This window comes from Devosia lacusdianchii (assembly GCF_022429625.1).
In the GTDB taxonomy this organism is placed as follows: Bacteria; Pseudomonadota; Alphaproteobacteria; order Rhizobiales; family Devosiaceae; genus Devosia; species Devosia lacusdianchii.
Genome location: NZ_CP092483.1, coordinates 3172453 through 3195987, shown reverse-complemented (window position 1 = coordinate 3195987; position 23535 = coordinate 3172453). Strand labels below are relative to the sequence as shown.

The following is a 23535-nucleotide window of genomic DNA, read 5'->3' as shown; positions in this document are numbered from 1 at the left end:
ATGACTGTCGTGCTCATTGTCGAAGATAACCCCATCAATCGCGACGTGCTTGGCCGCCGACTGGAACGCCGCGGCTTTTCCATTCGCTTCGCCGAGGATGGTCCGAGTGGCATCGCGGCCGCCAAGGCGCTGATGCCGGATGTCATCCTGATGGATATCGGACTGGGCGAAATGGATGGCTGCGAAGCGACGCGCCGCATTCGTGCCGACCCGGAAACAGCGGCATTGCCGATTATTGCGTTGACCGCGAGTGCGTTCGAGTCCGATAGGGCCAATGCTTTGGCTGCCGGCTGTATCGACTTCGATACCAAGCCGGTGGACCTGCCACGCCTGCTCGGCAAGATGCAGGCCGTGTTGGGACCGAAGACGCCGGAAGCAGCGATCATCGCTGTTTAGCGACGTGTCTTCAGGTGCCGGCAACAAAAAGCCCCCGATGACCGGGGGCTTTTTGCCGTTTGAGCCGGCTCAGCTCGCCTTGGCGAGGCGGTTGGTGGTCAGCGTTTCGCGCAGGCGAGCGAAGTTTAGTGGCTTCTGGTGCACATAGGGCCGGTGCAGCCCCATGAGCTCGGCCGATTTCTGCACCAGGGACAGCGTCTGTTCGTCCTGCCCGCTGACGATGACGATTTCGCCGTCGTAGCGCTGCTCGGCGAGCATGCGGAACAGCTCCACCGCATCGACATGCGGCATGGAGATGTCGACCGCCATCACGTCGGGTCGCAGTGCCGCGACCAGGTTGATTACGCCGCGGGAGTCAGAGGTTGCGAAGGCCTCGTAGCCGCAACGCTCCGCCACCCGCACGATCAGCTCGGCGGACGGCGCGTCGTCGTCGACCGCCAGAAGCTTGAGCGGTTGGCTCATTGCTTGCTCCGTCAAGCCGCTGCGGTCGAGCGCTGGGGACGCTGACGCGTAGTATCCAGCTGGCCCTCGTGACCCAAACGGTATTCGAGGTCGGCGTCGCGCATGGCCTTGGCAAGGATCTGTACGACCTGGTCGATATCGTCCCGGCTATGGGCGGCCATGACCTGGAAGCGGAAGCGGGCACCGCCCTGCGGCACGGCCGGGTATTCGACGAGATTGGCAATGCCGCCCAGAGCCATCAGGTGGCGGGAAGCAAAACGACCTACGCCCTCGAGGCCGAGGCGCACCGGGACGATCGGCGACGGATCGCCGAGGGTTTCGAGGCCGGCTCGGGTCATTTCCGAGCGGAGATAGAGGATGTTGTCCATCAGCTTGCGGCGCAGCATGCGGCCTTCTTCAGATCGCACGATGTTGAGCGCTGTCAGCACGGTCGCTGCCTGTACTGGCGAGAGGGCGTTGGAGAAAGTGTGGGTGGCGCTGTAATATTTGAGGTATTCGGCGGCCGCTTTGGTCTTTACGGCGATGAAGCCGCCATTTGAGCCAAAGGTCTTGGAGAAGCTGCCAATGATGATGTCGGCGGCATCCATCATGTTCTGCAGACCCAGATGGCCCAGACCGTCGTCGCCGATCGAGCCCAGGTCATGGGCGCAATCCACCAGCAGCGTGGCGCCGAACTGGTCGCACAGGGCTCGCATGGCGCCCAGGTCGGGCGTGTCCGAGTGCATGGAGAAGAGGCTCTCGGTGACCACCATGATGCCGTTTTCGCGGTCGTTGGCGCGGATGCGCTCAAGCTTGCGCGCCAGAGCCTCGAGGTTGAGATGGCCGTGGTAGTGGATGTTCTGCGTAGCAGCCTTGGCCCCTTCCTGAAGGCAGGAATGCGCCAGGATGTCCATGACGACGTGATCGTTGGCGCGCACGAAACCCTGAACCGAGCCGTAGCCTGCGGCCCAACCCGTGGGATAGAGCACGACTTCGCGACCGCCTAGGAAGGACGATAGGCCCTGTTCGAGCAGCAGCGAGTTGGCGGTATTGCCGAGCAACGCTGCCGAGCCGGCGCTATGCACACCATACTCGCCGATGGCGGCAATGGCGGCCGCCTTGACGGCGGGGTGAGATGACAGGCTCAGGTAATCCTGGCTAGCGAAATTGATGCCGGAGAAGGCAGCGCCGGTGTCGCTCTTGGCTTCGCAGCGGGCCTTGGGGGCGGTGGCGGTGGAGCGAGCATAGGGCCAGAGTTCGTGTTGGCGCCGCAAATCCTGCCACTCATAGAAGCCGTCGATACGGCTCATCAGGTTCGGGCCCTCGGGTGCGCGGAAGTCGCGGAGGCTACCCGTCAGGGCCGCTTCTGGGACGGGGCTGGATTCGATGCTCATTGACGCTCTCCAATAGAGACCTTTCTGGTCCTTGGTCCGAAAATCTACGGATCCCCATTGAAAATCGACTTAAGCTCTTCGGTTTATTTTGCGTAACCGCGCGCATCGCAATTTTTGGCTTAATGAACTGTATTCAAACGACGAATACTAGCGGACGGTGTGTGTTAGCACACGTAAAATTAAGTGCTCGCGGCACATGTTGGCGCCATGAGCGTCAAATCGGGCCTTCGGCTGTTTTCACTGGTCAGCGAGTTCGTCGACCGCGCTATTGGCGCGGACGGATTGCCGCCGCCCGTCCGTCAGAAATTGCTGGGCCGGCAGCTCCGCTCCATCGGGCAGATGACGCCGGCGCTGCTGGCGGCGTCGCTGGTCGTGTCGGTCATTTTCATGGTGCTGACCTGGAACACCGCGCGCTTCTGGCCGATCGTGATCGCGACCGGCACCATCAACCTGCTGCATCTGCACGGCGCTTTCCTCGCGCGTCCCAGCGCGTGGAGCCGGGAAGATGGAAACGCGGGCCAGACAGTGACGCGCACCATCCTTTATGCCTTGGCGATAGGGACGATGTGGGGCGTGGTGCTCAACCTGCTGCCGGTGGACCAGAGCAGCACCGTGCGCGGGGCGGCGACGATCGGGGTGGGCGGCCTGCTCTGTGTGTCGATGATGGCACTGGTCAATTATCCGCAGGCGCTGGCCGCCTTCACGATTCCACTGATTATTGGTGCGCTAGGCACAATCCTTGGCCTCGATACCACGCCTGACCTCTGGGCCCAGGGCGCGCTGCTGCTGGCCTTCACCTTCATCATGGTGATGATCACCTTCAATCATGCCGCGGCCTTTGTGGCCCACCGCGCATCCGAGACGCTGATCCAGGAAAAGCGTGAAATCATCGGCTTGCTGCTGCGCGAGTTCGAGCAGAGCAATTCGGACTGGATCTGGGGATTCGATGCCGATGGCTGCATCAACCGGGTTTCAGGCGGGTTCACTGCGGCAACCGGCGTGCCGGAAGATGCCCTTATCGGCGCCGATTTCGTCTATTTCCTCAGTTGCATCACGCCGCCCGACGATCCGCTGATGGCGCATCTGGAGCGCGACATCGTCGAGCGGCAGACCTTCCAGGACATCGAGCTGCGGGTGACGGCCGATGGCAAGGAGTGCTGGTGGAGCCTGACGGGCAAGCCTGCCTATGACGAAGGCGGCGCCTATCTGGGCTATATCGGCACCGGATCCGACGTCACCGAGCGCAAGCTGGCCGAGCGGCGCATCACTATGCTGGCCCATCACGACCCCATGACGGGGCTACTCAACCGCACCAAGTTCACCGAGCAGCTCAATAGCTGCGTGGCGCGGCTGGAGCGGTACGGCACGCCGTTCTCGGTGATGTTCCTCGATCTCGACCAGTTCAAATCGGTCAACGACAGCCGCGGCCACATGGCGGGCGACAAGCTGCTGGTGCAGGTGGCACGCCGCATCGGCGAACTGGTGCGCGATACCGATATGGCGGCCCGTCTTGGTGGCGACGAGTTCGCGATCATCCTGCCCAATGATGGCGATGTGGACGGCTTGGCGCGCCTGGCCGGCCGGCTGATCGACGAAATCAAGGAACCCTATGCCATCGATGGCGACCAGTTGACCATCGGGGTCAGCATCGGCATCGCCATGGCGCCGGTCAACGGCACCCGGCCGGACCAGATCCTGCGCAATGCCGATCTGGCGCTTTACCGCGCCAAGGCGGATGGCCGGTCGCTCTATCGCTTCTTCGAGACGCAGATGGATTCGGAAGCGCGCGAAAAGCGGCTGCTCGAAGCCGAATTGCGTGATGCGCTCGATAATGACGAGCTCGTCCTCTATTACCAGCCGCTGGTTTCGTCGGTCGATGAGCAGCCGACCGGCTTCGAGGCGCTGATCCGCTGGAACCACCCGATCAGGGGACTGGTGGCGCCGGCCGAGTTCATACCCATTGCCGAGCAATCGAGCCTGATCGTCGATATCGGCGACTGGACTGTCGAGCAGGCCTGCCTGGCGGCGGCGACCTGGCCAGAGCATTTGACCGTGGCGGTCAACCTGTCGGCAAAGCATTTCAGGCGATCGGATATCTCGGTGGGCATAAAGCGGGCTTTGGCCATTTCCGGTCTTGCGCCGCACCGGCTGGAGATCGAGATCACCGAAGGTCTGCTCCTGGAGAACCTCGACGAGGTCATCCTGAAGCTTACCGAAATCCGCGAGCTGGGCGTCACCATTGCGATGGACGATTTCGGGACGGGCTATTCGAGCCTGAGCTACCTACTGAAATTCCCGTTCGACAAGATCAAGATCGACCGCTCATTCGTCGATGCGTCCAGCGGCGACGAGGTGGCGCGCGACATCCTCAAGACGATCGCCTCGCTGGGCAAGACGCTCAAGCTCAAGATCACGGCCGAGGGTGTCGAGACCAAAGAGCAAGCCGAGTTCCTTGCTGACATTGCTTGCCATCAATTGCAGGGCTTCTATTTCTCCCGGCCGCTCGACACCATCGACATGCCGCATTACCTGCTGACGCAGGTGGCGCCGCAGGCTCCGGCGGTGAAAGCCGAAGCCGAAGCCAAGCTGGCGGCTCTGGCCGGCTAATCCTCGAGCAGGTAGGCCCCGGCCCGGGCGGGTAGCACCTGTGTGCCGACGATCTTGGCGATCCCGGCGCCGGCCGTCACGTACTTACCTGCTATGCGCGACAGCACGAAGCCATCAGTGCCGGCGAGGATTGGCCGGCGGGCGATGAAGGCCTCGGGGCCATCCATGGCGATGAGGTCGGCGATGGGCTGGCCCTTGGTCACGCGGTCGCCCAGTTCGACTCGATAAGCGAGCAGGCCCGGTGCATCGACGCGGAGGACTTCGGTGGCCTCGAACGGCGTAGGGCCGGGCGAGGGTTGCGGGGCGGAGCCGGGGGCGATGTCGATCAGGCCACGGCCGGCGAAGAAGCCGAAAAGGCCCGCCGCATCGGCTTGCCCGAGTGCGTCGAAACTATCCGCACGGCCGCGATACTCGAGCGTCGCTGCTTCAGCACCCACCGGGATTGGATGATCGGGATTGGCGAGGCGCGCCTTGCGGTAGAGCGTTGGCAGCACCTCGTCGAAGGAGCCGCCGCCGCTGTCCTCGGCGGTGAGCGTGGCGGCCACGCCCATCCAGTCGGCCAAATCCTGCAGGCCGGGCATCAGCTCGGGCGAGGTGAAGATGTGCTTGAGACTGTCGTCGTCGCAGTGAAGGTCGAGGACGATGTCGGCAGCGACGGCCGAGCGCAGGATCAGCAGGCGCATCCTCTGGATCGCTGTGGCAGGACGCTGGCTGTCGATCCAGGCGATGACGGCGCTGCGGATGGCGGCGATATTGGCTTGCGGGTCGGCGCCCAGCCTGCCGGGCAGGGTGGCGGCAATGTGCGGATAGAGGTCTGGCCAACGCCGATTGTAGTTGACGCCGGTCTCGATGTCGTAGCGACCAATGTGGTGGCGTAGCGAGAAATTGCCGAGGCCAAGCGGGTTGACCGAGGGGAAGACGGTGAAGTGTGCCTTGAGCTGGCCGGCGGCATCGGCGTCGCGCAGGCGCGGTAGCAGGTGATGCAGGGCCATGGTACCGGGCTGCTCGTCGGCGTGCAGCGCGGCCTGCAGGTGGACGCGGGTTTTCGCATCGGCGGGGCCGGCCGTGTACCAATGGAGTTGGGTGGTGACGCCGGGTGTGTCGCCCGCAAGGGCGTGTTGGTGCAGCTCGAAGGTCATGGTGGGCTCAGCGAATCCATTTGGGCGCGAAGCGCATGCGCGGGGCGGCTGGCATGTGGCGCATCAGGCGCTGATAGACCAGCCCGAAGAGGAAGAAAACCACCAGCGACACGGCCAGGAAGTACAGCGCGGCAACTGAGAAGTGCAGGAAAGCGTTGAAATCGCGCTCGAACAGCTCCTTGGCGGTGACCATCAAATCCTTCTGCTGCCCGATCACCGGCAGGGCAAAGTAGACGATGCAGGTGGCGTGGAACAGGAACACCACCTCATTGGTATAGGCCGGCCATGCCAGGCGGATGAGGTTTGGCCAGATGACGTGGCGGAACTGTTGGCTGCGGCTCATGCCATAGGCGCGAGCGGCCTCGATCTCGCCGCGCGGCACGGCGCGCAGGGCGCCATAGAAGATCTCGCCGGTATAGGCGGCAGTGTTGAGCATCAGCACCAGCGGGCCGATGAAGAGCGGATGCAGCACGAACCCGGAAATGCCGAGCGGTTTCCACAGCGCAATGTTGAAGGACAGGGCCAGCGAATAGACCATGAAGAACTGGATGAAGAGCGGCGAGCCACGGAAGGCATAGATATAGCCACGGCTGAGGCGCGAGATCAGTGGATTGCGCGATGCTTTGCCCAGCGCCAGGACGACCGCGAAGACGAAGCCGAACGGGATCGAAGCCACGGTGAAGTAGATGTTGAAGACCACGGCCGGTGCGAACAGGCTGAGCTCAGTGAGGAAGCGTTCCATCAGGTGTGCACCTCGTTGAGGATGCCGCGGCCAACCCGCGCCATGAGGGCGCTGAAGACCTTCTCGGACAGCAAGGTCACGAGAATGTAGAAGACGAACAACACCAGGTAATAGCGCCAGCGCCAGTCATCATGCACGAGGCCTACCGCCGGCAGGAAATTGGGGGCGCCGAGGCGATCGGCCCAGAGCACGATGTCGGCGATCTGCAGCAGCGAGAGCAGCGAAGTCGCCTTGACCACCAGCATCCACACATTGGAGAGGCCGGGCAGGGCATAGACCCACATCTGGCGGATCTGGACACGCCAGAGTACCTGGCTGGCCGACATGCCATAGGCGCGGGCGGCTTCGAGCTGCCCCTTGGGCACCGAGCGCATGGCGCCATGGATGACATTGGTGGCGAAGGCGCCATAGACCAGCCCAAGCGAGACGGAGGCCAGGATCAGATATTCGGGCGTGCCCAGGAACCAGTTGGCGTCCTTGCAGGGCGGCCAGGCAGCCGTCTGGGCGGCCAACGTTTCGGGTGTGCAAACCTGGCTGGCCATGAACCATTCGACGGTCTGCTCGAAGGCCAGCGGAAAGAACAGGAAGAACAGCACATCCGGCACGCCGCGTACGATTGATGAATAAGCAAGGCCGATCAGCCGCAGCGGCAGGAAGCGGGAATTCTTGAGGGTCGCGCCGAGGAGGCCAAAGATCACTGCCAATGAACCGCCAGCGATGGCAGCGAAGATGGTAAACTGGAAGCTGGCATACCAGGTGAGGTGCTTGCCATTGGTGATGTAGCTCAGCCAGAAGGCGATATCTTCGCTCATGGGCGTATCTGCGCCTTGGCTTCCCTTCTCCCCTTGCGGGAGAAGGTGCCCCGAAGGGGCGGATGAGGGGGCTTTGATCTGATAGTCGGCATATGCGGAGGCAACCCCTCACCCGTCTCGCGCCATGCGCGATCCACCCTCTCCCGCAGGGGGAGAGGGTGAGAACTGTGGTTGTAAACTACTCGGCGAAGTACGGCCCACGGCCTTCGAACCACTGGGCGATCAGCTTGTCGACGGTGCCGTCGGCCTTGAGGGCGGTCAGGGCGTCGTCGAACTTGGTCTTGAGCTCGGCTTCGTCCTTGCGCACGCCAGCACCGACGCCGTCACCTATCATGACATCTTCGCCAACGAATTCGATGCCGCCGCTGGAGGCAGCGACGATGGGCTCCAGATAGGCGCCATCGGCCAGGATGGTGTCGAGATTGCCGGCGGCAAGGTCGGCCATGGCCTGATCGGCAGTCCCAAAGGAGACCACGGTATTGGTGGCGCCGAGGTTTTCTTCGGCATAGGCGGCCTGGATGGTGCCGCCCTGGACGCCGACGCGCTTGCCTTCAAGCGCCGCCGGATCAATGCCGGCGCCGGCAGCGGCGACGAACTTGGACGGATCGGGCGGGAAGTAGTTCTGGGTGAAGTCGATGGTTTCGAGGCGTTCGGCGGTGATCGACATGCCGGCCATGATCACGTCGTAGTTGCCGGCGAGCAGGTTCGGGATAATCGAGTCCCAGTCATTGGTGATGACTTCGCAGGTGAGGCCGGCCTGGGCGCAGATGGCTGCGGCCAGGTCGATTTCGAAGCCTGCGGGCTTGCCGGCGTCATCGAGGAAATTCCACGGCGCGTAGGCGCCTTCGGTGGCGATGCGCACGGTTTCCTGCGCCTGGGTGGCGGAGCCGAGAGCCAGGATGGCGGCGGCCGCCAGGATAAGCTTCTTCATGCGTTTTCTCCTTGGTTTTGGTTGTTCTTGTTTGGATGCGAGGCGTTCAACGCCGCCTATTCGTGGCTGGCGGCGTTGAGGAATTGCTTGAGGCGGGCTGACTTCGTGGCGCCGAAGACTTCGTCGGGCGAGCCCTCTTCCTCGATGCGGCCCTGATGCAGGAAGATGACGCGATCGCTGACCGAGCGCGCGAAATCCATATCGTGGGTGACCAGGATCATGGTGCGGCCTTCGTCGGCGAGAATCTTGATGACGCGCAGCACTTCCACCTCCAGCTCCGGATCGAGCGCCGACGTGGGTTCGTCAAACAGCATGACGCGCGGATTGATGCAGAGGGCGCGAGCAATGGCGGCGCGCTGCTGCTGGCCGCCGGACAGCTGGACCGGATAGTTGTTGGCCTTCTCGCGGATGCCGACCTTGGCCAGCATGGCGAGCGCCTCCTCCTCAACCTCGCCCCGATTGCGGCGCTGGACGATCAGCGGCGCTTCCATGACGTTCTCGAGGATGGTGAGATGGGCCCACAGGTTGAAGCTCTGGAACACCATGCCGAGTTCGGAGCGGATGCGGCGGATCTGATTTTCGTCGCCCACCTGGCGATGCGGCGCGGCGCCGCGCAGCTTGATCTCCTCGCCGTCGATGGCGACCGTACCGCTATCGGGCACTTCGAGCATGTTGATGCAGCGCAGCAGCGTCGACTTGCCCGAGCCGGACGAGCCAATCAGGGAGACGACTTCACCCTCGCGGGCCGAAAAGGAAATGCCCTTGAGCACTTCCAGAGCGCCAAATGATTTGTGCAGGTCGCGAATGTCCACGACCGGCCACTTTTCCGCGACAGCGGATGCAGCTAGCGCCATACTTACCTAGCCCGCGGTGCGGGCGCCTTCCTGACCGGCGATTGCCTTATTTTGAGGCTGGCAATCTTGACCGCCGTCAAGAAAAGCAAAAGCGCCGGAGATAGCAAGCGGAAATGATGGCGGCGTCGCGCTGTCCCAAGATCTCCGCCTCGTCATGATGCTTCGGCTGGCCTATGGTGCGGCCGCAATTATCGTGGTCCATCAATGCTCTTCATCCTCTCCAAAGTGTTCTGGGTTCTGGTCCAGCCGGTCAGTCTCACCTTTCTGTTGTTCCTGCTGGCCTGGCTGCTGGTGCTGCGCAATCGCCGCCGCGCCGGGTTGGTGGCGGGAGCTTTGGGGCTGACCCTGCTGGGCGTCAGCGCGTTCACGACGGCCGGGGCGCTGCTGATCATGCCGCTCGAGAACCGGTTTGTCCGACCGGCCGAGATGCCTGAGCAGGTTTCGGCGATCATCATGCTGGGCGGCGCGACCTCGGGGCGGGTCAGCACCCGCCGGCAGATACCGGAACTAACCGAAGCGGGTGACCGGTTGACCGAGACTTTGCGGCTGGCGCAGCTCTATCCGGAGGCGCGGGTCGTGGTGAGCGGCGGCTCGGGATTGATGGTGCCGGACGGGGAATCGGAAGCGACGACGGCCGAGCGCTTCTTCACCGGGCTCGGCATCGACCCGGCGCGACTGGTGCTAGAAGGGGATTCACGCAATACCGACGAAAACGCCAAGATGACCCTGGCGCTGCTGGGCGGCGAGGTGTCGGGCAATGTGCTGCTGGTGACCTCGGCATTTCACATGCCACGATCGATAGGCATTTTCCGCAAGGTCGGGCTCGATGTCATCGCCTGGCCGACCGACTACCGTAGCGGCGGCGACGAAAGCGTGGGCTTCGACATCGTCAATCCAGTGCTGAACGTCACCACGACCGGGGTGGCGATCCGCGAGTGGATCGGCCTCGTCACCTATTCGTGGATAGGGCGGACAAGCGAGATGTTCCCGGCTCAGGGCTCGAACTGATCGGCCGGAACGACCAGGCGGTAGCGGACGCTGTCGGCGGTTATTGTGTAGTCGGCTGAGCCGCCCACCGATAGCGGGACGATGCGTTCGAGGACGAGGGTGCCAAAACGCGGCTCCTGCCGGGCCCTGCCGGCATCAATGCCCGTTTCCTGCCATTCGATGACAAGACTGCCGGGATGGTCGGGGTTCTCCTCGATACGGGCATCGACCCACACATTGCCGGCCCGGCCTTCGGCCAGCGCGCCGTGTAGCACCGCATTGGCGGCCAGTTCATGGATGGCGAGGCCGATATGCAGCGAGGCATTGGGGCCGAGCAAAGGGTTGTCGCCGGTGACGCGCATATGGGCGAGGGCCCCATGGCCGATGCGACTGAGCTGCGAGGTGACCAGCGACTGTAGATATGTGCCACGCCAGTTGCTTTCGGTGACGAGGTCCTGGGCACCAGACAGGGCGTGCAGGCGCCCGCGAAATTTGCTTAGGAAATCCTGGATTCCCTCGCTGTGGCGAGCCGTCTGCATGGCGACAGACTGCACGATGGCGAGCAGGTTCTTTGAGCGGTGGCTCACCTCCCGCAAGAGGGAGGTCAGAGCGACTTCGCGGTTTCGCTCTTCGGTGACGTCAGCCAGAATGGTGGTGACCCCATCTTCGTCGGGCAGCATGCGCGCCTGGAAATCGCGGCGCTCGGTACCATTGGCCAGCTTGAACTCTATGACCTGCGCTTCGCCGGTGCGCAGACAAAGGCCAATGGCGTCGGCGAACTGCCGGGCTAGCGGTTCGGGCAGAATTTCATGGTCGCGGAGACCGAGCAAGTTGTCGGGTCGCCAATCTACCGGCGGGTTCTCTACCAGATCGAAACGTTGGTCTTTGTCCTGATGCAGCACTGACACACCACGTCCCAGCAAACTTGCCGACAAGGCCCGAAGCCTCATCTGGGTCTGCTTTTCGTGAGGTTCAATGGACATCATGGATACTCGCCTAAGCGGCTAGAAGAGAGCAAAAACGGCCCCGCCGGGAGGCGAGGCCGTTTGCATAAGCAAAGCCCGCGCGACCGACCGAAATCAAACGCGGCGGATGAGGCCGACCACGAGGGAGATGACCAGGAAGGCGAGAAACAGGAAGAACAGAATTTGCGCGATGCCAGCGGAGGCGCCGGCGATGCCACTGAACCCCAGAACGCCGGCAATAAGGGCGATCACCAGGAAGACGAGAGCATAGTAGAGCATTGAAACTCTCCGTAAAAACTACTGCACAAACAACGGGTAATTGTTCTGCAGGTTCCTGCGGAGCAAGAAAAAAGGCCGGGAAAACCCGGCCTTGGTAACGTGGCGGCACAATCACGCGGCGGCGCGCGAGCCTTCGTCGAAGAACAGCGCCTGGCTGATGAGCGCCTTCACCATATCCGGATTGAACGGCTTGGTGACGAGGAAGGTCGGCTCGGGACGCTCGCCGGTGAGGAGGCGTTCGGGGAAAGCGGTGATGAAAATCACCGGCACAGAGTGGGTGTTGAGGATGTCATTGACCGCGTCGATGCCCGAGCTGCCATCGGCAAGCTGGATGTCCGCGAGGATCATGCGCGGCTGGGTCTGGTTGAACAGGCTCACCGCTTCCTTGTGGGTACGTGCAACGCTCACCACCTTGTGTCCGAGGCCTTCGACGAGCTGTTCGATATCCATTGCGATCAGCGGTTCATCTTCGATGATCATGATTTCGGTGGCAACCTGGCGGGAAATCTCCACCGAAGCCTCATCGAGCAATGGCGCGAATTCGCTGTCGGCGACACCGAGAATTTCGGCGGCCTGAGCATGGGTGAACCCCTCGACGGCCACCAGCAGGAAAGCCTGCCGTGCGCGCGGGGTGAGATTGGCCAGATTGCTGGCAGCTCGCTGTTCCCAGACATAGCTGGAATTGGGCTGCGGAACCCGCACAGAGGATGAGGAGAACAGCGCCGAAAAGAGCTTATAGAGCGCGATGCGATCGCTGGATGCCTCGGGGAAGAGCGAGATATCGGCGATCAGAGCTTCGAGAGTAGCGGCGACATAAGCATCGCCCGAGGTTTGTGACCCGGTGACAGCGCGCGAAAACCGCCGCAGATACGGCAGATGCGGAGCGATCCGCGTGGACAAAGTCATGTAGTAAACTCCCAGTGACGCTTTAGGCTCGTGAGCACGAAATCAGGAAACGATAGCTGTGCTCAAAAGTTCCTGCCCGCCGGAACTTTTTTGAATTTGACGCATTGATCGGCGAAACGTGGGCGAAATCAAACATCTGACGGTCAGACAAGGCATGATGAAGGAAAAACTGGTGACCCAGCAACGTATGCGGACGCAGGCGGGGCGGGCAGACGATGGGCTGGGTCCGAATACGGACATCGGGGCTCGTCTGCGTGCCCTCTATGGTGCCGTTCAGGACGAAGGCGTGCCTGAACAGCTGCTGGATCTGCTCGAGAAGCTCGACAATGCCGAGCAGGCGCAGAAGACCAAAAATGCTGCTCGTGACGGAGAATAGCAGCATGACCGCTGAACCGACTTCGTTCAAGCGCGAGATGCTTGCCACGCTACCAAGCCTGCGAGCCTTTGCGGTGTCGCTGACCGGCAAGCACGACAAGGCAGACGACCTGGTGCAGGACACCGTCATGAAAGCATGGGCCAAGCAGTCCAGCTTCGAGATGGGCACCAATATCAAGGCGTGGCTGTTCACCATTCTCCGCAATGAGTTCTACAGCCAGATGCGCAAGCGCGGCCGGGAAGTGCAGGACAGCGATGGCGCGTTCACCGAACGCCTGTCGGTGCATCCGTCGCAATATGGCTCGATGGATATGCAGGACTTCAAGAAGGCCCTCGGCCAGTTGCCCGATGACCAGCGCGAAGCGGTGATCCTGATCGGGGCGTCGGGTTTCTCGTATGAAGAAGCCGCCGATATCTGCCAATGCGCGGTGGGGACGATGAAGAGCCGCGTCAGCCGGGCGCGAACCCGGTTGCAAGACATCCTCAAGATCAGCGGCGAAGCCGACTACGGTCCTGATGCTGTTTCGGCGCAGGTCACCACGCACAACCACTCTTTCTAAGGACGGGCGGCCAGCGCCAGCCCGATCGCGGCGACCAGGTCGTCCTCGGCCATTGGCTTGAGGACGACCGGAATGTCGGGCAATTGCGGCAGGCCGCGGCGCAGTGAGACGTCGGCGGTACTCAGAACGACCGCGACCTTGCTCTTGACCAAGGCATGGGTGAGCTCGAGGGAGGGCGCTGGTCCAGCGCGTACCTCGACGATGGCCAGGCCGATATCGGTGCCTTGGGCTGCAATAGCATCGGCTTCTTGAACAGTACGCGCAAACAGCGTCTGACCGGCGCCGAGCGTTTCCAGAACCCGCTGGATGTCGAGCGCAATGAGAAATTCTTCCTCGATGACGAGGACGGTCTTGCCGTTGAGCATGTAGTGGATCCGCGGTTGAGGCCCTTCTTAGGCCACCGCGACCTGAACCTGTCATTTAAGTTTGACATGTGTGGAACGGGTCGCCGCCGACCGCGTTGCACAGAAAGTTCTTCTTCAAAATCATAGCGGTGCCCATTGAGTCTTGTTCTTCCCAGTTCCGGACGCCGGGTGCCTTGCGAGCAGTGTCCGCTGCGGGCAATGCCGAGTTTCCGGGCGTTTGAGCCGGCCGAGCTACGCTTCGTTTCGTCATTCAAGACCGGTGAGCTGGTTGCCGAAACCGGCACGACGTTGATGGCTGAAGGGGCGCATAGCGCCCACCTGTATACGCTGCTCTCAGGATGGGCGTTTCGCTACAAATCGCTGCCTGACGGACGCCGGCAGATCCTCAATTACATGCTGCCAGGGGACCTGGTGGGGTTGCAGGGGTCGGTGATCGGGGAGATGCAGCATTCGGTGGAGGCGTTGTCGCCGTTGGTGCTCTGCGTGTTCCAACGCAATCGCCTCGACGAGCTTTTTCGCAATCACCCGGGATTGGGTTTCGACATTACCTGGCTGGCGGCGCAGGAAGAGCGCATGCTCGACGAGCATCTGCTCAGCCTCGGTCGGCGTACCGCCATGGAACGGGCTGCCTATCTCATCGCGTTTCTGCACCAGCGGGCGGAATCGGTGGGCCTGGCGCCGTCGCGATCGCTTTACATTCCGATCACCCAGATGCACGTGGCCGACACGCTCGGCCTCTCGATCGTGCATACCAACAAGACCCTGCGAAAACTCGCGGAACGCAAGATGATCCGCTGGCTGGATCGCGCCTGTGAGGTGCTCGATGTCGAGGGACTGATGGAACTCGCCGACTGGGATGGCCTGCCTGAGCGTACGCGGCCGTTGATATGATAGTGGCCTCAAATCTGCCACCGCTATGCGTCAGGTGGGACCGGAGCGGCATGGCCGGCCGAGGGCTGGTGTCGCGCGGATGACGCTGATGAGCATCGCGAGCGACATGACGAAACGAGCGACCGAGACCGCCCTCAGGCGGCGAATTGGCCAGCGCCTCGTCGTGCTGGCATCACTGGCCCTGGTGGTGCTGGCGGCGGCATCGTCGCTCATCATGGTGCGGGGCATCGATCGGCAGATCGGCGACGTGGTGCACACCTACGAGGTGCGCAACCAGGCGCGCGAGTTGACCATTGCGCTGGCCGAGGCCGAAAGCAGCCAGCGCGGCTATGTGCTGACGCGGGACGAAAGCTATCTGGAGCCCTACCGCCGGGCCGCGGCATCCATCGATACAAGGCTGCTGTCGCTGGTCGCCATAACCGAGGACGATCCGGCGCAGGCGGACCGGGTGCGGGCTATCGGCGGCGACATTCTGGCCAAGGCCGCCGAAATGGAGCGCACGGTCGAGCTTGTCGAAAAGCAGCGCTCGGCGGAAGCGCGGACCCTGATCCAGACCGGCATGGGCGCGCGGCTGATGGACGAGGTGCGGCGAACGCTCGAGCAGTTCATAGCCGAAGAGAACCAGAAGCTACTCGATCGCAATCGCGGCATCGATGAATCTAGGCGATGGCTGGTTGCGGCCGTAGTGGCCGCCTTGGCTGGCGCTGTGGTGCTGGGCTATTCGCTGCTGGCGCGGACCCAGCTGGAGGTCAGCGCCTTGGCACGTAGCCAGAACCGGCTGCTCAGCGAGAACGAGGTGCTTGAAGCGCATGTGCAGGAGCGTACTCGCGCGGTCGAGGAGGCGCGCGAGCACGCCGAGCGGGAACGGCAACGCGTGGAGGCGCTGCTGCAGGACACCAACCATCGCATCGGCAACTCGCTGGCGACGGTGTCGTCGCTCTTGGGCCTGCAATTGATGCGCAGCAAGTCCGACGAAGTGCGGCAGGCGCTGGAGGCGGCGCGCTCGCGCGTGCACGCGATCGCCTCGGCGCATCGCCGGCTGCGCCTGGGCGGAGATCTCGAAACCGCCAGCGCCGATGAATTTCTCGACGCCGTGCTCGAAGACATTGCGAGCACGGTCAGCGATCCCAAGGCGGTGGCCCTGGTCGGCCACATCGACCCTATCGTCATCAGCGCGCGCGACGCCACCACGGTGGGCATTCTGGTCGGTGAACTGGTGACGAATGCCCTCAAGCACGCCTTTCCCGATGGCCGGACCGGTACGATCACTGTCAGCCTCAAGCGGGACGAGGCCGGGGTACCCATCCTTGTTGTCGCCGATGATGGCGTTGGGCTGCCAGAGGATGGCGTGGGGGGCGAGAGTGGTCTTGGCTCGGTAATCGTCAAGCAATTGTCCAACCAGTTCGGGGGCGTCCCGGACTATTCCATCGCGCCTAGCGGCGGGCTGGTCGTCCGCGTGTCCCTTCCGGGACTCGACGGCGCCCAGTCGCGCGGCTGATCAGCCAACGGAGTTAGCCTTGCATATCATCGCCATTCTCAACCGCGATGGCGGCACGCTGCGCACCATGGACCTGGACGCCTTCTGCACCACGGCCAGGACGATATTCGAGAGCCATGGCCACACACTTGATTGCGAGGTCGTGGCCGGCAGCGAAGTGGAGGCGCGGCTGACCGCGGCGGCGAAGACCGAAGGCGTGGATGCCGTGTTGGCGGGCGGCGGAGACGGCACCATTTCCACGGCGGCCGGCATAGCCTTCGCCACGGGGATGCCGCTGGCCGTGTTGCCGGCGGGCACGATGAACCTGTTCGCGCGTGCGCTCAAAGTGCCGCTGGCTTTGCCCGAAGCCCTGGAGGCGTTAGCCGCCGGTGAGCTCGGCGCGGTGGATATTGCCACGGCCAATGGCCGTCCCTTTGTGCACCAGTTCGGCGTGGGTATTCACGCGCGTCTCGTCCGCATTCGCGAGGGCATGACCTATGGCAGCCGGGTCGGCAAGATGCTGGCGAGCCTGCGTGCCGTCACCGCAGCCGCAATCCGTCCCCCACAATTCGACGCCGAGCTTCACACCAAGCGCGGCGTCGAGAGCCGGCGCGTGTCGGGAATTGCAGTCTCCAACAATCCGCTGGGTGATGGGCATATTCCGCATGCCGATGCGCTCGACGCCGGCGTACTCGGCGTCTACGTGGCGGCACCGGTGTCCAGTTGGGCGCTGATCAAGCTGGCGGTCGAGGTATTCCTGGGCACCTGGCGGGCCAGCCCCATGGTTTCGGAGAAGGAAGTGGCGGAGGTGACGCTCACCTTTCCCAAGCGCAAGCGGGGCGCGCATGCGGTGGTCGATGGCGAGCTGATCAAGCTCGACCGCTCCGTGACGCTCAAGGTTCATCCGGGCGCGCTCAAGGTATTGCTGCCCAAAGTGGCCGCGCCCACCGAACCGGCCTGATAATCTGCGAAAAATTTCCTGGAACTAAAGCGAGAGAAGTTCGTTTTCTACAATCGTCGATTAGTATCGCCGGATTTTCGGGGCTTGTTTGCGTTAGCGTCAGGACGGGAAGTGACAGATGTAGGAGCTCCGCTCCCGGACCAGGTCCGGGCGGTTGTGGACGATCCGGCGCGCCTTGATGCGCTTGCCGCGCTCGACGTGCTTGACGGCGAGCCCGATAGCGATTTTGAACGGCTTGGCCGGACGGCGGCACATATCTTCAAGACAGAATTTGCGCTGGTGACGTTGGTCGGCAAGGAACGCCAGTGGTTCCGGGCCTGCTTTGGCGTGCAGGGCCTTGAGCACACCGCCACCGACGTCTCCTTTTGCGCTCATACGATAGCGCTGCCTGGTGACGAGGCCATGGTCGTGCTCGATGCGGCCAAGGATGACCGTTTCGCCGATAATCCTCTGGTGACGGGATGGCCGCATATCCGGTTCTATGCCGGGGCGCCGATCATCATTGCCGGGCAGAAGCTGGGCTCGGTCTGCGTGCTGAGCGCCAACCCGCGCGACGCCGTCGATCCGGATCTGTTGACTCAACTCGGGGATCTGGCGGGCCTGGCGGCGGCGCTGTTTGCGCTCAAGGACGAAGCCAGGGTGCGGGCGCGCACCGCCGCCGCTTTGCTGCGCGAGGAGTGGCGCCACGCGCTGACCCTTGAGGCCGGCAAGGTCGGGAGCTGGGTGTGGGATATCCGCAGTGGCGAGGTGGCCTGCAACGACACGTTCCGGCGCATGTACGAATTGCCGGAAGCCGGACCCATCCGGGTCGAGCAGGTTCTGGAAGCAACCCATCCGGCCGACCGCGCCACCGTGCAGGCCGGGATTACGGCCAGCCTCGACGATGGCGTAGATTACAGCGCCGAAGCGCGGGTGGCGACCTCAGGACGCTGGTTGACCATGCGCGGCCGCGTCTATCAGCGCGATGCCGAGGGCAAGCCACTGATCATGATGGGCGCCAGCATCGACGTCACCGAAAGCAAGCAAAGCGCCGAGCAGACGCGGCTGCTGCTGCGCGAACTCAATCACCGGGTGAAGAACACGCTGGCCATGATCCAGTCGGTAGCCCGGCAGACGATCCGGCAGAACCCGGACCCCGTTGCCTTCATCGAGGCGTTCTCGGGCCGGTTGCGCACCATTTCGGATGCGCATGTGCTGCTGGCCGACCGCGACTGGTCCGGTGTGCAGCTCTACGAAGTGCTGGCCTCGCAACTCGGGCCGAACTTCATCACCAACCCTGACCGGGCCGAGGTGCGCGGACCCGATGTGATGCTGCCGGCCGACCATGCCCTTGGCCTGGGGTTGATCCTGCACGAACTCACCACCAATGCGCATCGCTATGGTGCCTGGGCCAGCGACGAGGGCGTCGTCAATATCCAATGGGAGGTGAAAGCCTTTCCGCAGCGTGGCCTGTCGCTCCATTGGCGTGAGCATGGTGGGCCGCCGGTCGAGCGGCCGCAGGAACACGGGCTGGGGGCGCGCCTGATCGAGCGGAGCCTGGCGAAAGTACTGGACAGCGAGGTGAAGCTCGACTTCCCGCCGGAAGGCGTGGTCGCCAAGGTCTGGCTGCCATTACCGGCGGAAAGTGGCTGAGGCCAAAGGCCTCAGTCCGGGTCGTCCTTCTTGTCGGCATTGCGGACCAGCAGGAACGCGGCGATAGCCGCAGCCGGCAGGCCCAACGTCCGCACCAATGGCGACTTCAGCAGGACCGGCAATGCGGTCAAAGCGGCCGTAGTGACGAAGGCACTGGTCTCGGTTGATCGCCGTTTCGTTGCCAGTTCCCGACGATGCCTGGTTTCGCCAACCTTCATTCCCAGATAGACGGCAAGCGCCAGTGCCAGGAAGGCGGCGGCCAGGATGAGCGCGGCATAGAGCGGGCTCAGCGCATCGGCCAGGGCGATGTATCCGGCGGCGATGAGGAAACCGAGGCCGATCAGGCCAAGGGTGATCATCACCGCATTGGCGATGACCAATCCCTTGACGCGATCGGTTATGGCTTCAACCTCGATGCCGAGGAGAGCCGCGAGCGGCATCAGCAAATGCATGATGCCTAGCGCCGCGACAGCAGAGCCAGAATGAAGCCTATGCCGACTGCGCTCGCCACGGCGGTCAGGGGCTTTTCGCGGATCGTGTCCTTGAGTTGCTTTTCCAGCGCACCGGCCTGTTCCTGCACGTCCTCGATGACGTCCTGGCCCTGACGCTGGAGATGGCGCACTTCGTCCTTGGCCACGGTGCGGACCTCGTTGACCTTTTCGCTGCTGAGCTTGGCCAGCGTCGCGGCAATGGCCTTCAGGTCGGCCTGAAGCTGGGCAACCTGATCCTCAAGCTGCTCCTCGCGGGGTTTGGTGCTGCTTGCACGGCTGGCGGTGCCCGATGCCTTGCGGCGCGTGGGGGCGAGATCTGAAGTGGTAGCCATAGGGACGCTCCTTTAACTGTGTGTGGTCAACGCCCGAAAATCCCTGAAGTTCCCGGGTGTTGGAAGGAAAGACACCCCGCTACGCGGAGGCCGCGGCGGGGTGTTAGGGGCGGGGAAAGGGGGGCGGTCTTTCTTCCCGCGGGCGCAATCCACATTAGTGGGACCAGGGGGCTGGCTGCGCCTATTTTTGGTTCAACGTGCTAGATGCGTCCCATCAGCACGAGAATGAGGATCACCACCAGCACCACGCCGAGGATGCCGGATGGGAAGTAGCCGAAGCCGCGCGAATAGCCCCAGTTGGGTAGCGCGCCGATCAACAGCAAGATTAGAATGATGATGAGAATTGTACCGAGACCCATGGTAGCTCTCCTTTGTTATTGTGACGCTTTGCTGCCAGTAATCAGAGGATCGCCAGCATCAGTGCGGCGGCAACGGCCAGGATGAACGTGGCTGGCACAAGTGCTTTGAGAACATCGGCATAATGGGTTTGCCCATCGTAGCCTTCGGTCCAGACCGCTGAAGTGCGGCTGGCGCTCTCAAGTGCCTTGATATGCATGTTCGTCATGACTGCCTCCGCTCGACCGGTTCGATCCAAGTGTTGGACCTGCCGGCCATTTGCATTCATTGCGCTTTTGTTGCGCGTGGCAAAGGAACGGAGCGGGAGAGACTTTGGTTCCGTCGCGTCGATGAAACAAAGCGGGGCGTTATTCGACCCTGATGACGTCGACCGATTGCTTGGCTTCGTGCGAGCCATGGGTCTTCAATACGCCGATGATCGGAGAAATATCGGCATAGTCGCGGCCATGACCGATCGAGATGTGATCGGGCCCGGCGATCATCGCATTGGTGGGGTCGAACTCGACCCAGCCGACATGCTGGCCGCACCAGGCCCGCACCCACGCATGCATGGCATCGGCGCCTTCGAGGCGTGGCTTGCCGGGCGGGGGATTGGTGCGCAGGAAGCCGGACACATAGCCGGCCGGGATGCCGATGCCGCGCAGGCCGGCAATCATGACATGGGCAAAGTCCTGGCAGACGCCCTTGCGCAGTGCGAAGGCCTCGGCCGGCTTGGTCTCGACATCGGTTGCCTTGGGGTCGTAAGCGAAGTCGCGATGGATGCCCATGCACAGGGCGGTCGCGGCGGCCATGACCGATTGGGTGTCGGCGGTGATCGCCTCCACGTAAGCGGTAATGGCCGGTACCACTTGCACGCGCGGCGAGGCGGCGAGGAAGTGGTGGGGGCTATCGGGTTCAACCGACCAGAAGCGGGTGATTTCCGCCTGAAGGTTGCCGCGGGATGGCGATAGGTCGGCGGGTGGGTGGAGGTCCTCTACCTGCACCCGGGCGGTGAGGCGGACATCGAGCTTCTCATGCGGCGTGACGAAGGTGATAGCCGTCGCCGAATTGCCGAAGAAGTCGGTGAAGGTGCTTTCGCGCTGTGGGCGCGGCTCGAACGACAGGCTGGCGGCGACGACGCGCTGTACACCGGGCACCGTGGCCGGCACGACGCGGATCAGATGGCGCCCGCCATGCACGGGGGCGTCGTAGTCGTAGCTCAGTTCGAGGCGGACATCGTAGAGCATGACGGCTACACGAAATATGCCGCGGCCACGAGGCCGGACAGCATGCCGATATCGGCGGCGAGCTTATCGAGGCGTTCGGGTGTCATCTCCGCGGCGACGGCTATGCGCAGGTCGGTTTCGATCTGCAGCGCCGCCTTGGCGGCCGGCGACAGGATGCCGTCGTCGATGCCGCCGGGCAGCATCTCGATCTGGGCACGCAGTTCGGTGATCTGGAACTGCACCGAGCGCGGATTGAGCGGATCAAGCACCAGCAGATCGGTGGCGCTTTGCGTGCCGGCGCTTACCGAGTAACGGCGCCGATGCGACATGACGCTGTCGCCGATTTCCAGCAGCATTTCGAGCGAGCCATCGGGTGCGTCCGTGTCGGTCAGCCAGGCGGTGACGCGGGCGATCTGGATGGCACGTTCAAGACGGCGGCCAAGTTCGAGGAAGCGCCAGCCGGCGAAGCGATACATGTTTTCATGCACGAGACCGGAAAAGCCGGCGAGCTTGCGCAGCAGCACGGTCATAGCGCGGGTCGCATCATCGCCGGGACGGATGCGCGCGGCAAAGCGCTGGGCGGTCTTTTGCAGATCGTTGAGGGCTAGCCAGCCATCGGGCGAGAAGCGGTCGCGGATCTGGCTCGCGCTGTGCACGGCGCTGTCGATGGACGCGAGCAGGCCTTGCGGCATGGCGTCGGTGGCGTCGACATCGATAGTCTCGAGGAAATCGGCGCAGTGCGTAAGAATGGGCAGGTCGGACTTGCTGAGCTCGGCCAACCGCGCATTGTAGGCGCGCAGGATGCGAACCGTGGCCTCGCAGCGCTCGGCGTAGCGACCCAGCCAGATGAGATTGTCGGCGGCGCGGCTCGGCAGGCTGCCGGGCGAGTTGCGGACGAGTTTCTGGCCGTCCTGCGGCAGCAGCGATACCTGCTCGACAGGCTTGGTGGACAGCACCCAGACGTCAGCCGCCTGGCCGCCGCGCTGCATGGCGATGGCTGAGGTATCCGATGTGGAGCCGACGCGGGCGAAACCGCCTGGCATGATGGTCCAACCCTGATCGGTGCGGGCGGCATAGACCCGCAGGGTGATCGGACGCGGTTGCAACTTGCCATCGACATAAACAGGAGCGGTGGAAAGCTGGACCTGTTCCTGGCCCACATAATCGGCGCCGTTGTTCAGCATGCGTTCGAGCAGCGCGGCCTTCTGCTCGGCTGGAATGGCGGAACCCAGCATGGTGCCGCGCTGATCGTCGAAGGGCAGGGCCGTGGCGAAGGCGGGCCCGATCATAAGCTTGTCGAAATTGGCGATGACGTGCTGCTGCTCGCTGGGCTGGCCGCACCACCAGGTCGCGATCTCGGGCAGCAACAGGTCGGTACCGAGCAGTTTCTGAGCCAGGCGCGGCATGAAGGCGGCAAGCGCCCGGGTTTCGAGCAGGCCCGTACCCAGCGCGTTGATCATCGAGATGGAGCCGTGGCGCAGGGCCTCGACCATGCCGGGCGTGCCGATGCGGCTGTCGTAGCGCAGTTCGAGCGGATCGACGAAGGACGCATCCATGCGCCGCCAGAGCACGCTGACCGGTCGCAGTCCGGCGACCGTTCGCACCATGACATTGCCGTCTTCGACAACGAGGTCCTCGCCTTCGAGCAACATCAGGCCCAGGTAGCGGGCGATATAGGCGTGCTCGAAATAGGTTTCGTTGAGCTGGCCGGGTGTCAGGATGCCGACGCGTCCGCCGTCGCGTTTCGCCTGGGCAAAGAGCTGGTCGCGGAAGCCGCGGAAGAAGCCGGCCAGCCGCTGCACATTCATATCGGCATAGATGTCGCTGAGCGCGCGGGTGGTGGCGACGCGGTTCTCGAGCGCGAAGCCGGCGCCTGACGGTGCCTGTGTGCGGTCGCCCAGCACCCACCAGGCGCCATCGGGGCCGCGGCCCAGCTCGAACGCGCAGAAATGCAGGTAATGGCCGCTGGCGGGTTTGACGCCGACAAGCGGCCGCAGGAACTCGCCATTGCGGGCAATGAGTTCGGGCGGCAGCAGGCCCTGTTGCACGAGGGTATTGTCGCCATAGACGTCGTCAATGACGGTTTCGAGCAGTTCGGCGCGCTGGATGAGGCCGGCGCTGATGCGCGACCAGTCGTTCTCGTCGATCAGCAGCGGCACATGCGCCAGCGGCCAATCGCGCTCGCGGCCCTCGGCGCCATCGTATTTGCGGTAGAATACGCCGGCATCGCGCAGGTATTGGTCAGCCCGCTCGAAGCGGGCGGCAAGCTCGGTGGGGCCGAGCTTGTCGAAGGCAGACATCAGCGCGGACCAGCCGGGACGGATATTGCCGTTCCGGTCGATCATCTCGTCGGGGACGCCCGGCTGCAGCCGGTAGTCAGCAATGATGCTGGGACCGGCCGGAGGTTTTCCGCGCTTTTGATTCCGCATTTCCATG

Annotated in this window: 26 protein-coding genes; 9 read left to right on the top strand and 17 right to left on the bottom strand. The window is 63.3% G+C overall.

Annotated features, from left to right (window positions below; genetic code table 11):
- The gene (locus MF606_RS15790) at positions 1–396 is read left to right on the top strand and encodes a response regulator (RefSeq protein WP_240230303.1); all 396 of its coding nucleotides are present in this window, start codon (positions 1–3) and stop codon (positions 394–396) included.
- A 69-nt stretch (positions 397–465) separates the two neighbouring features.
- On the opposite strand, the gene MF606_RS15785 is transcribed toward MF606_RS15790, so the two are convergent.
- Both MF606_RS15785 and MF606_RS15780 read right to left on the bottom strand, forming a co-directional pair.
- Entirely contained in the window at positions 466–858 is a 393-nt protein-coding gene (locus MF606_RS15785; protein ID WP_240230302.1) for a response regulator, read from the bottom strand.
- An 11-nt stretch (positions 859–869) separates the two neighbouring features.
- Entirely contained in the window at positions 870–2231 is a 1362-nt protein-coding gene (locus tag MF606_RS15780) for an aminotransferase class I/II-fold pyridoxal phosphate-dependent enzyme (protein ID WP_240230301.1), read from the bottom strand.
- A gap of 207 nt (positions 2232–2438) precedes the next feature.
- Between MF606_RS15780 and MF606_RS15775 the strand changes: the two genes are divergently transcribed.
- Positions 2439–4838: a putative bifunctional diguanylate cyclase/phosphodiesterase gene (locus MF606_RS15775; RefSeq protein ID WP_240230300.1), complete on the top strand. Its 2400-nt coding sequence runs from the start codon at positions 2439–2441 to the stop codon at positions 4836–4838.
- Here the strand turns inward: MF606_RS15775 and MF606_RS15770 are convergent.
- The 5 genes from MF606_RS15770 to MF606_RS15750 all read right to left on the bottom strand — a co-directional run bounded on the left by MF606_RS15770 (position 4835) and on the right by MF606_RS15750 (position 9316).
- Entirely contained in the window at positions 4835–5977 is a 1143-nt protein-coding gene (locus MF606_RS15770; RefSeq protein ID WP_240230299.1) for a succinylglutamate desuccinylase/aspartoacylase family protein, read from the bottom strand. The genes MF606_RS15775 and MF606_RS15770 overlap by 4 nt on opposite strands.
- 7 nt (positions 5978–5984) lie before the next feature.
- On the bottom strand, positions 5985–6719 hold the full coding sequence (locus tag MF606_RS15765; protein WP_240230298.1) for an ABC transporter permease: 735 nt from the start codon (positions 6717–6719) through the stop codon (positions 5985–5987).
- Entirely contained in the window at positions 6719–7531 is an 813-nt protein-coding gene (locus tag MF606_RS15760; RefSeq protein WP_240230297.1) for an ABC transporter permease subunit, read from the bottom strand. Before MF606_RS15760 ends, MF606_RS15765 begins: the two co-directional genes overlap by 1 nt.
- 178 nt (positions 7532–7709) lie before the next feature.
- A complete protein-coding gene (locus MF606_RS15755) occupies positions 7710–8462 on the bottom strand; it encodes a transporter substrate-binding domain-containing protein (RefSeq protein WP_240230296.1) in 753 nt (250 codons plus the stop codon).
- 56 nt (positions 8463–8518) lie between these two features.
- Entirely contained in the window at positions 8519–9316 is a 798-nt protein-coding gene (locus MF606_RS15750) for an ABC transporter ATP-binding protein (RefSeq protein WP_240230295.1), read from the bottom strand.
- Between the two features lie 204 nt (positions 9317–9520).
- Between MF606_RS15750 and MF606_RS15745 the strand changes: the two genes are divergently transcribed.
- Positions 9521–10324, top strand: a complete 804-nt coding sequence (locus MF606_RS15745) for a YdcF family protein (protein WP_240230294.1) — start codon at positions 9521–9523, stop codon at positions 10322–10324.
- Here the strand turns inward: MF606_RS15745 and MF606_RS15740 are convergent.
- From MF606_RS15740 to MF606_RS15730, 3 genes are all read right to left on the bottom strand, one after another.
- Complete coding sequence (locus tag MF606_RS15740) at positions 10309–11286, bottom strand: sensor histidine kinase (protein ID WP_240230293.1); 978 nt, start codon at positions 11284–11286, stop codon at positions 10309–10311. The genes MF606_RS15745 and MF606_RS15740 overlap by 16 nt on opposite strands.
- Before the next feature lie 96 nt (positions 11287–11382).
- The gene (locus tag MF606_RS15735) at positions 11383–11547 is read right to left on the bottom strand and encodes a DUF1328 domain-containing protein (RefSeq protein ID WP_240230292.1); all 165 of its coding nucleotides are present in this window, start codon (positions 11545–11547) and stop codon (positions 11383–11385) included.
- 111 nt (positions 11548–11658) lie between these two features.
- Positions 11659–12453 (bottom strand): response regulator, encoded by a 795-nt coding sequence (locus tag MF606_RS15730; RefSeq protein ID WP_240230291.1) that lies wholly within the window; start codon positions 12451–12453, stop codon positions 11659–11661.
- 187 nt (positions 12454–12640) lie between these two features.
- On the opposite strand from MF606_RS15730, the gene MF606_RS15725 reads away from it, so the two are divergent.
- Both MF606_RS15725 and MF606_RS15720 read left to right on the top strand, forming a co-directional pair.
- Positions 12641–12829, top strand: coding sequence for a NepR family anti-sigma factor (locus MF606_RS15725; RefSeq protein ID WP_240233866.1), 189 nt, complete (start codon positions 12641–12643; stop codon positions 12827–12829).
- A gap of 4 nt (positions 12830–12833) precedes the next feature.
- The gene (locus MF606_RS15720; RefSeq protein ID WP_240230290.1) at positions 12834–13388 is read left to right on the top strand and encodes an RNA polymerase sigma factor; all 555 of its coding nucleotides are present in this window, start codon (positions 12834–12836) and stop codon (positions 13386–13388) included.
- On the opposite strand, the gene MF606_RS15715 is transcribed toward MF606_RS15720, so the two are convergent.
- Positions 13385–13753, bottom strand: coding sequence for a response regulator (locus MF606_RS15715; RefSeq protein WP_240230289.1), 369 nt, complete (start codon positions 13751–13753; stop codon positions 13385–13387). The genes MF606_RS15720 and MF606_RS15715 overlap by 4 nt on opposite strands.
- 135 nt (positions 13754–13888) lie before the next feature.
- Between MF606_RS15715 and MF606_RS15710 the strand changes: the two genes are divergently transcribed.
- The 4 genes from MF606_RS15710 to MF606_RS15695 all read left to right on the top strand — a co-directional run bounded on the left by MF606_RS15710 (position 13889) and on the right by MF606_RS15695 (position 18714).
- A complete protein-coding gene (locus MF606_RS15710; RefSeq protein ID WP_420842212.1) occupies positions 13889–14644 on the top strand; it encodes a Crp/Fnr family transcriptional regulator in 756 nt (251 codons plus the stop codon).
- A gap of 88 nt (positions 14645–14732) precedes the next feature.
- Positions 14733–16142 (top strand): sensor histidine kinase, encoded by a 1410-nt coding sequence (locus MF606_RS15705; RefSeq protein WP_240230287.1) that lies wholly within the window; start codon positions 14733–14735, stop codon positions 16140–16142.
- A 19-nt stretch (positions 16143–16161) separates the two neighbouring features.
- Positions 16162–17082 (top strand): diacylglycerol/lipid kinase family protein, encoded by a 921-nt coding sequence (locus MF606_RS15700; protein WP_240230286.1) that lies wholly within the window; start codon positions 16162–16164, stop codon positions 17080–17082.
- 111 nt (positions 17083–17193) lie between these two features.
- A complete protein-coding gene (locus MF606_RS15695) occupies positions 17194–18714 on the top strand; it encodes a sensor histidine kinase (RefSeq protein WP_240230285.1) in 1521 nt (506 codons plus the stop codon).
- 11 nt (positions 18715–18725) lie between these two features.
- Here MF606_RS15695 and MF606_RS15690 read toward each other — a convergent pair whose 3' ends face one another.
- The 6 genes from MF606_RS15690 to MF606_RS15665 all read right to left on the bottom strand — a co-directional run bounded on the left by MF606_RS15690 (position 18726) and on the right by MF606_RS15665 (position 23534).
- Complete coding sequence (locus MF606_RS15690; protein WP_240230284.1) at positions 18726–19166, bottom strand: hypothetical protein; 441 nt, start codon at positions 19164–19166, stop codon at positions 18726–18728.
- Between the two features lie 5 nt (positions 19167–19171).
- Positions 19172–19537 carry an ElaB/YgaM/YqjD family protein gene (locus MF606_RS15685; RefSeq protein WP_240230283.1) on the bottom strand — a complete coding sequence of 122 codons (366 nt, stop codon included), beginning with the start codon at positions 19535–19537 and terminating at the stop codon, positions 19172–19174.
- Positions 19538–19737: 200 nt separating this feature from the next.
- Positions 19738–19896, bottom strand: a complete 159-nt coding sequence (locus tag MF606_RS15680; RefSeq protein ID WP_082531061.1) for a DUF3309 family protein — start codon at positions 19894–19896, stop codon at positions 19738–19740.
- Between the two features lie 41 nt (positions 19897–19937).
- Positions 19938–20102, bottom strand: coding sequence for a hypothetical protein (locus MF606_RS15675; protein ID WP_240230282.1), 165 nt, complete (start codon positions 20100–20102; stop codon positions 19938–19940).
- A gap of 139 nt (positions 20103–20241) precedes the next feature.
- A complete protein-coding gene (locus MF606_RS15670; RefSeq protein WP_240230281.1) occupies positions 20242–21120 on the bottom strand; it encodes a transglutaminase family protein in 879 nt (292 codons plus the stop codon).
- Between the two features lie 5 nt (positions 21121–21125).
- Positions 21126–23534, bottom strand: coding sequence for a circularly permuted type 2 ATP-grasp protein (locus tag MF606_RS15665; protein WP_240230280.1), 2409 nt, complete (start codon positions 23532–23534; stop codon positions 21126–21128).
- Position 23535 lies beyond the last annotated feature (1 nt).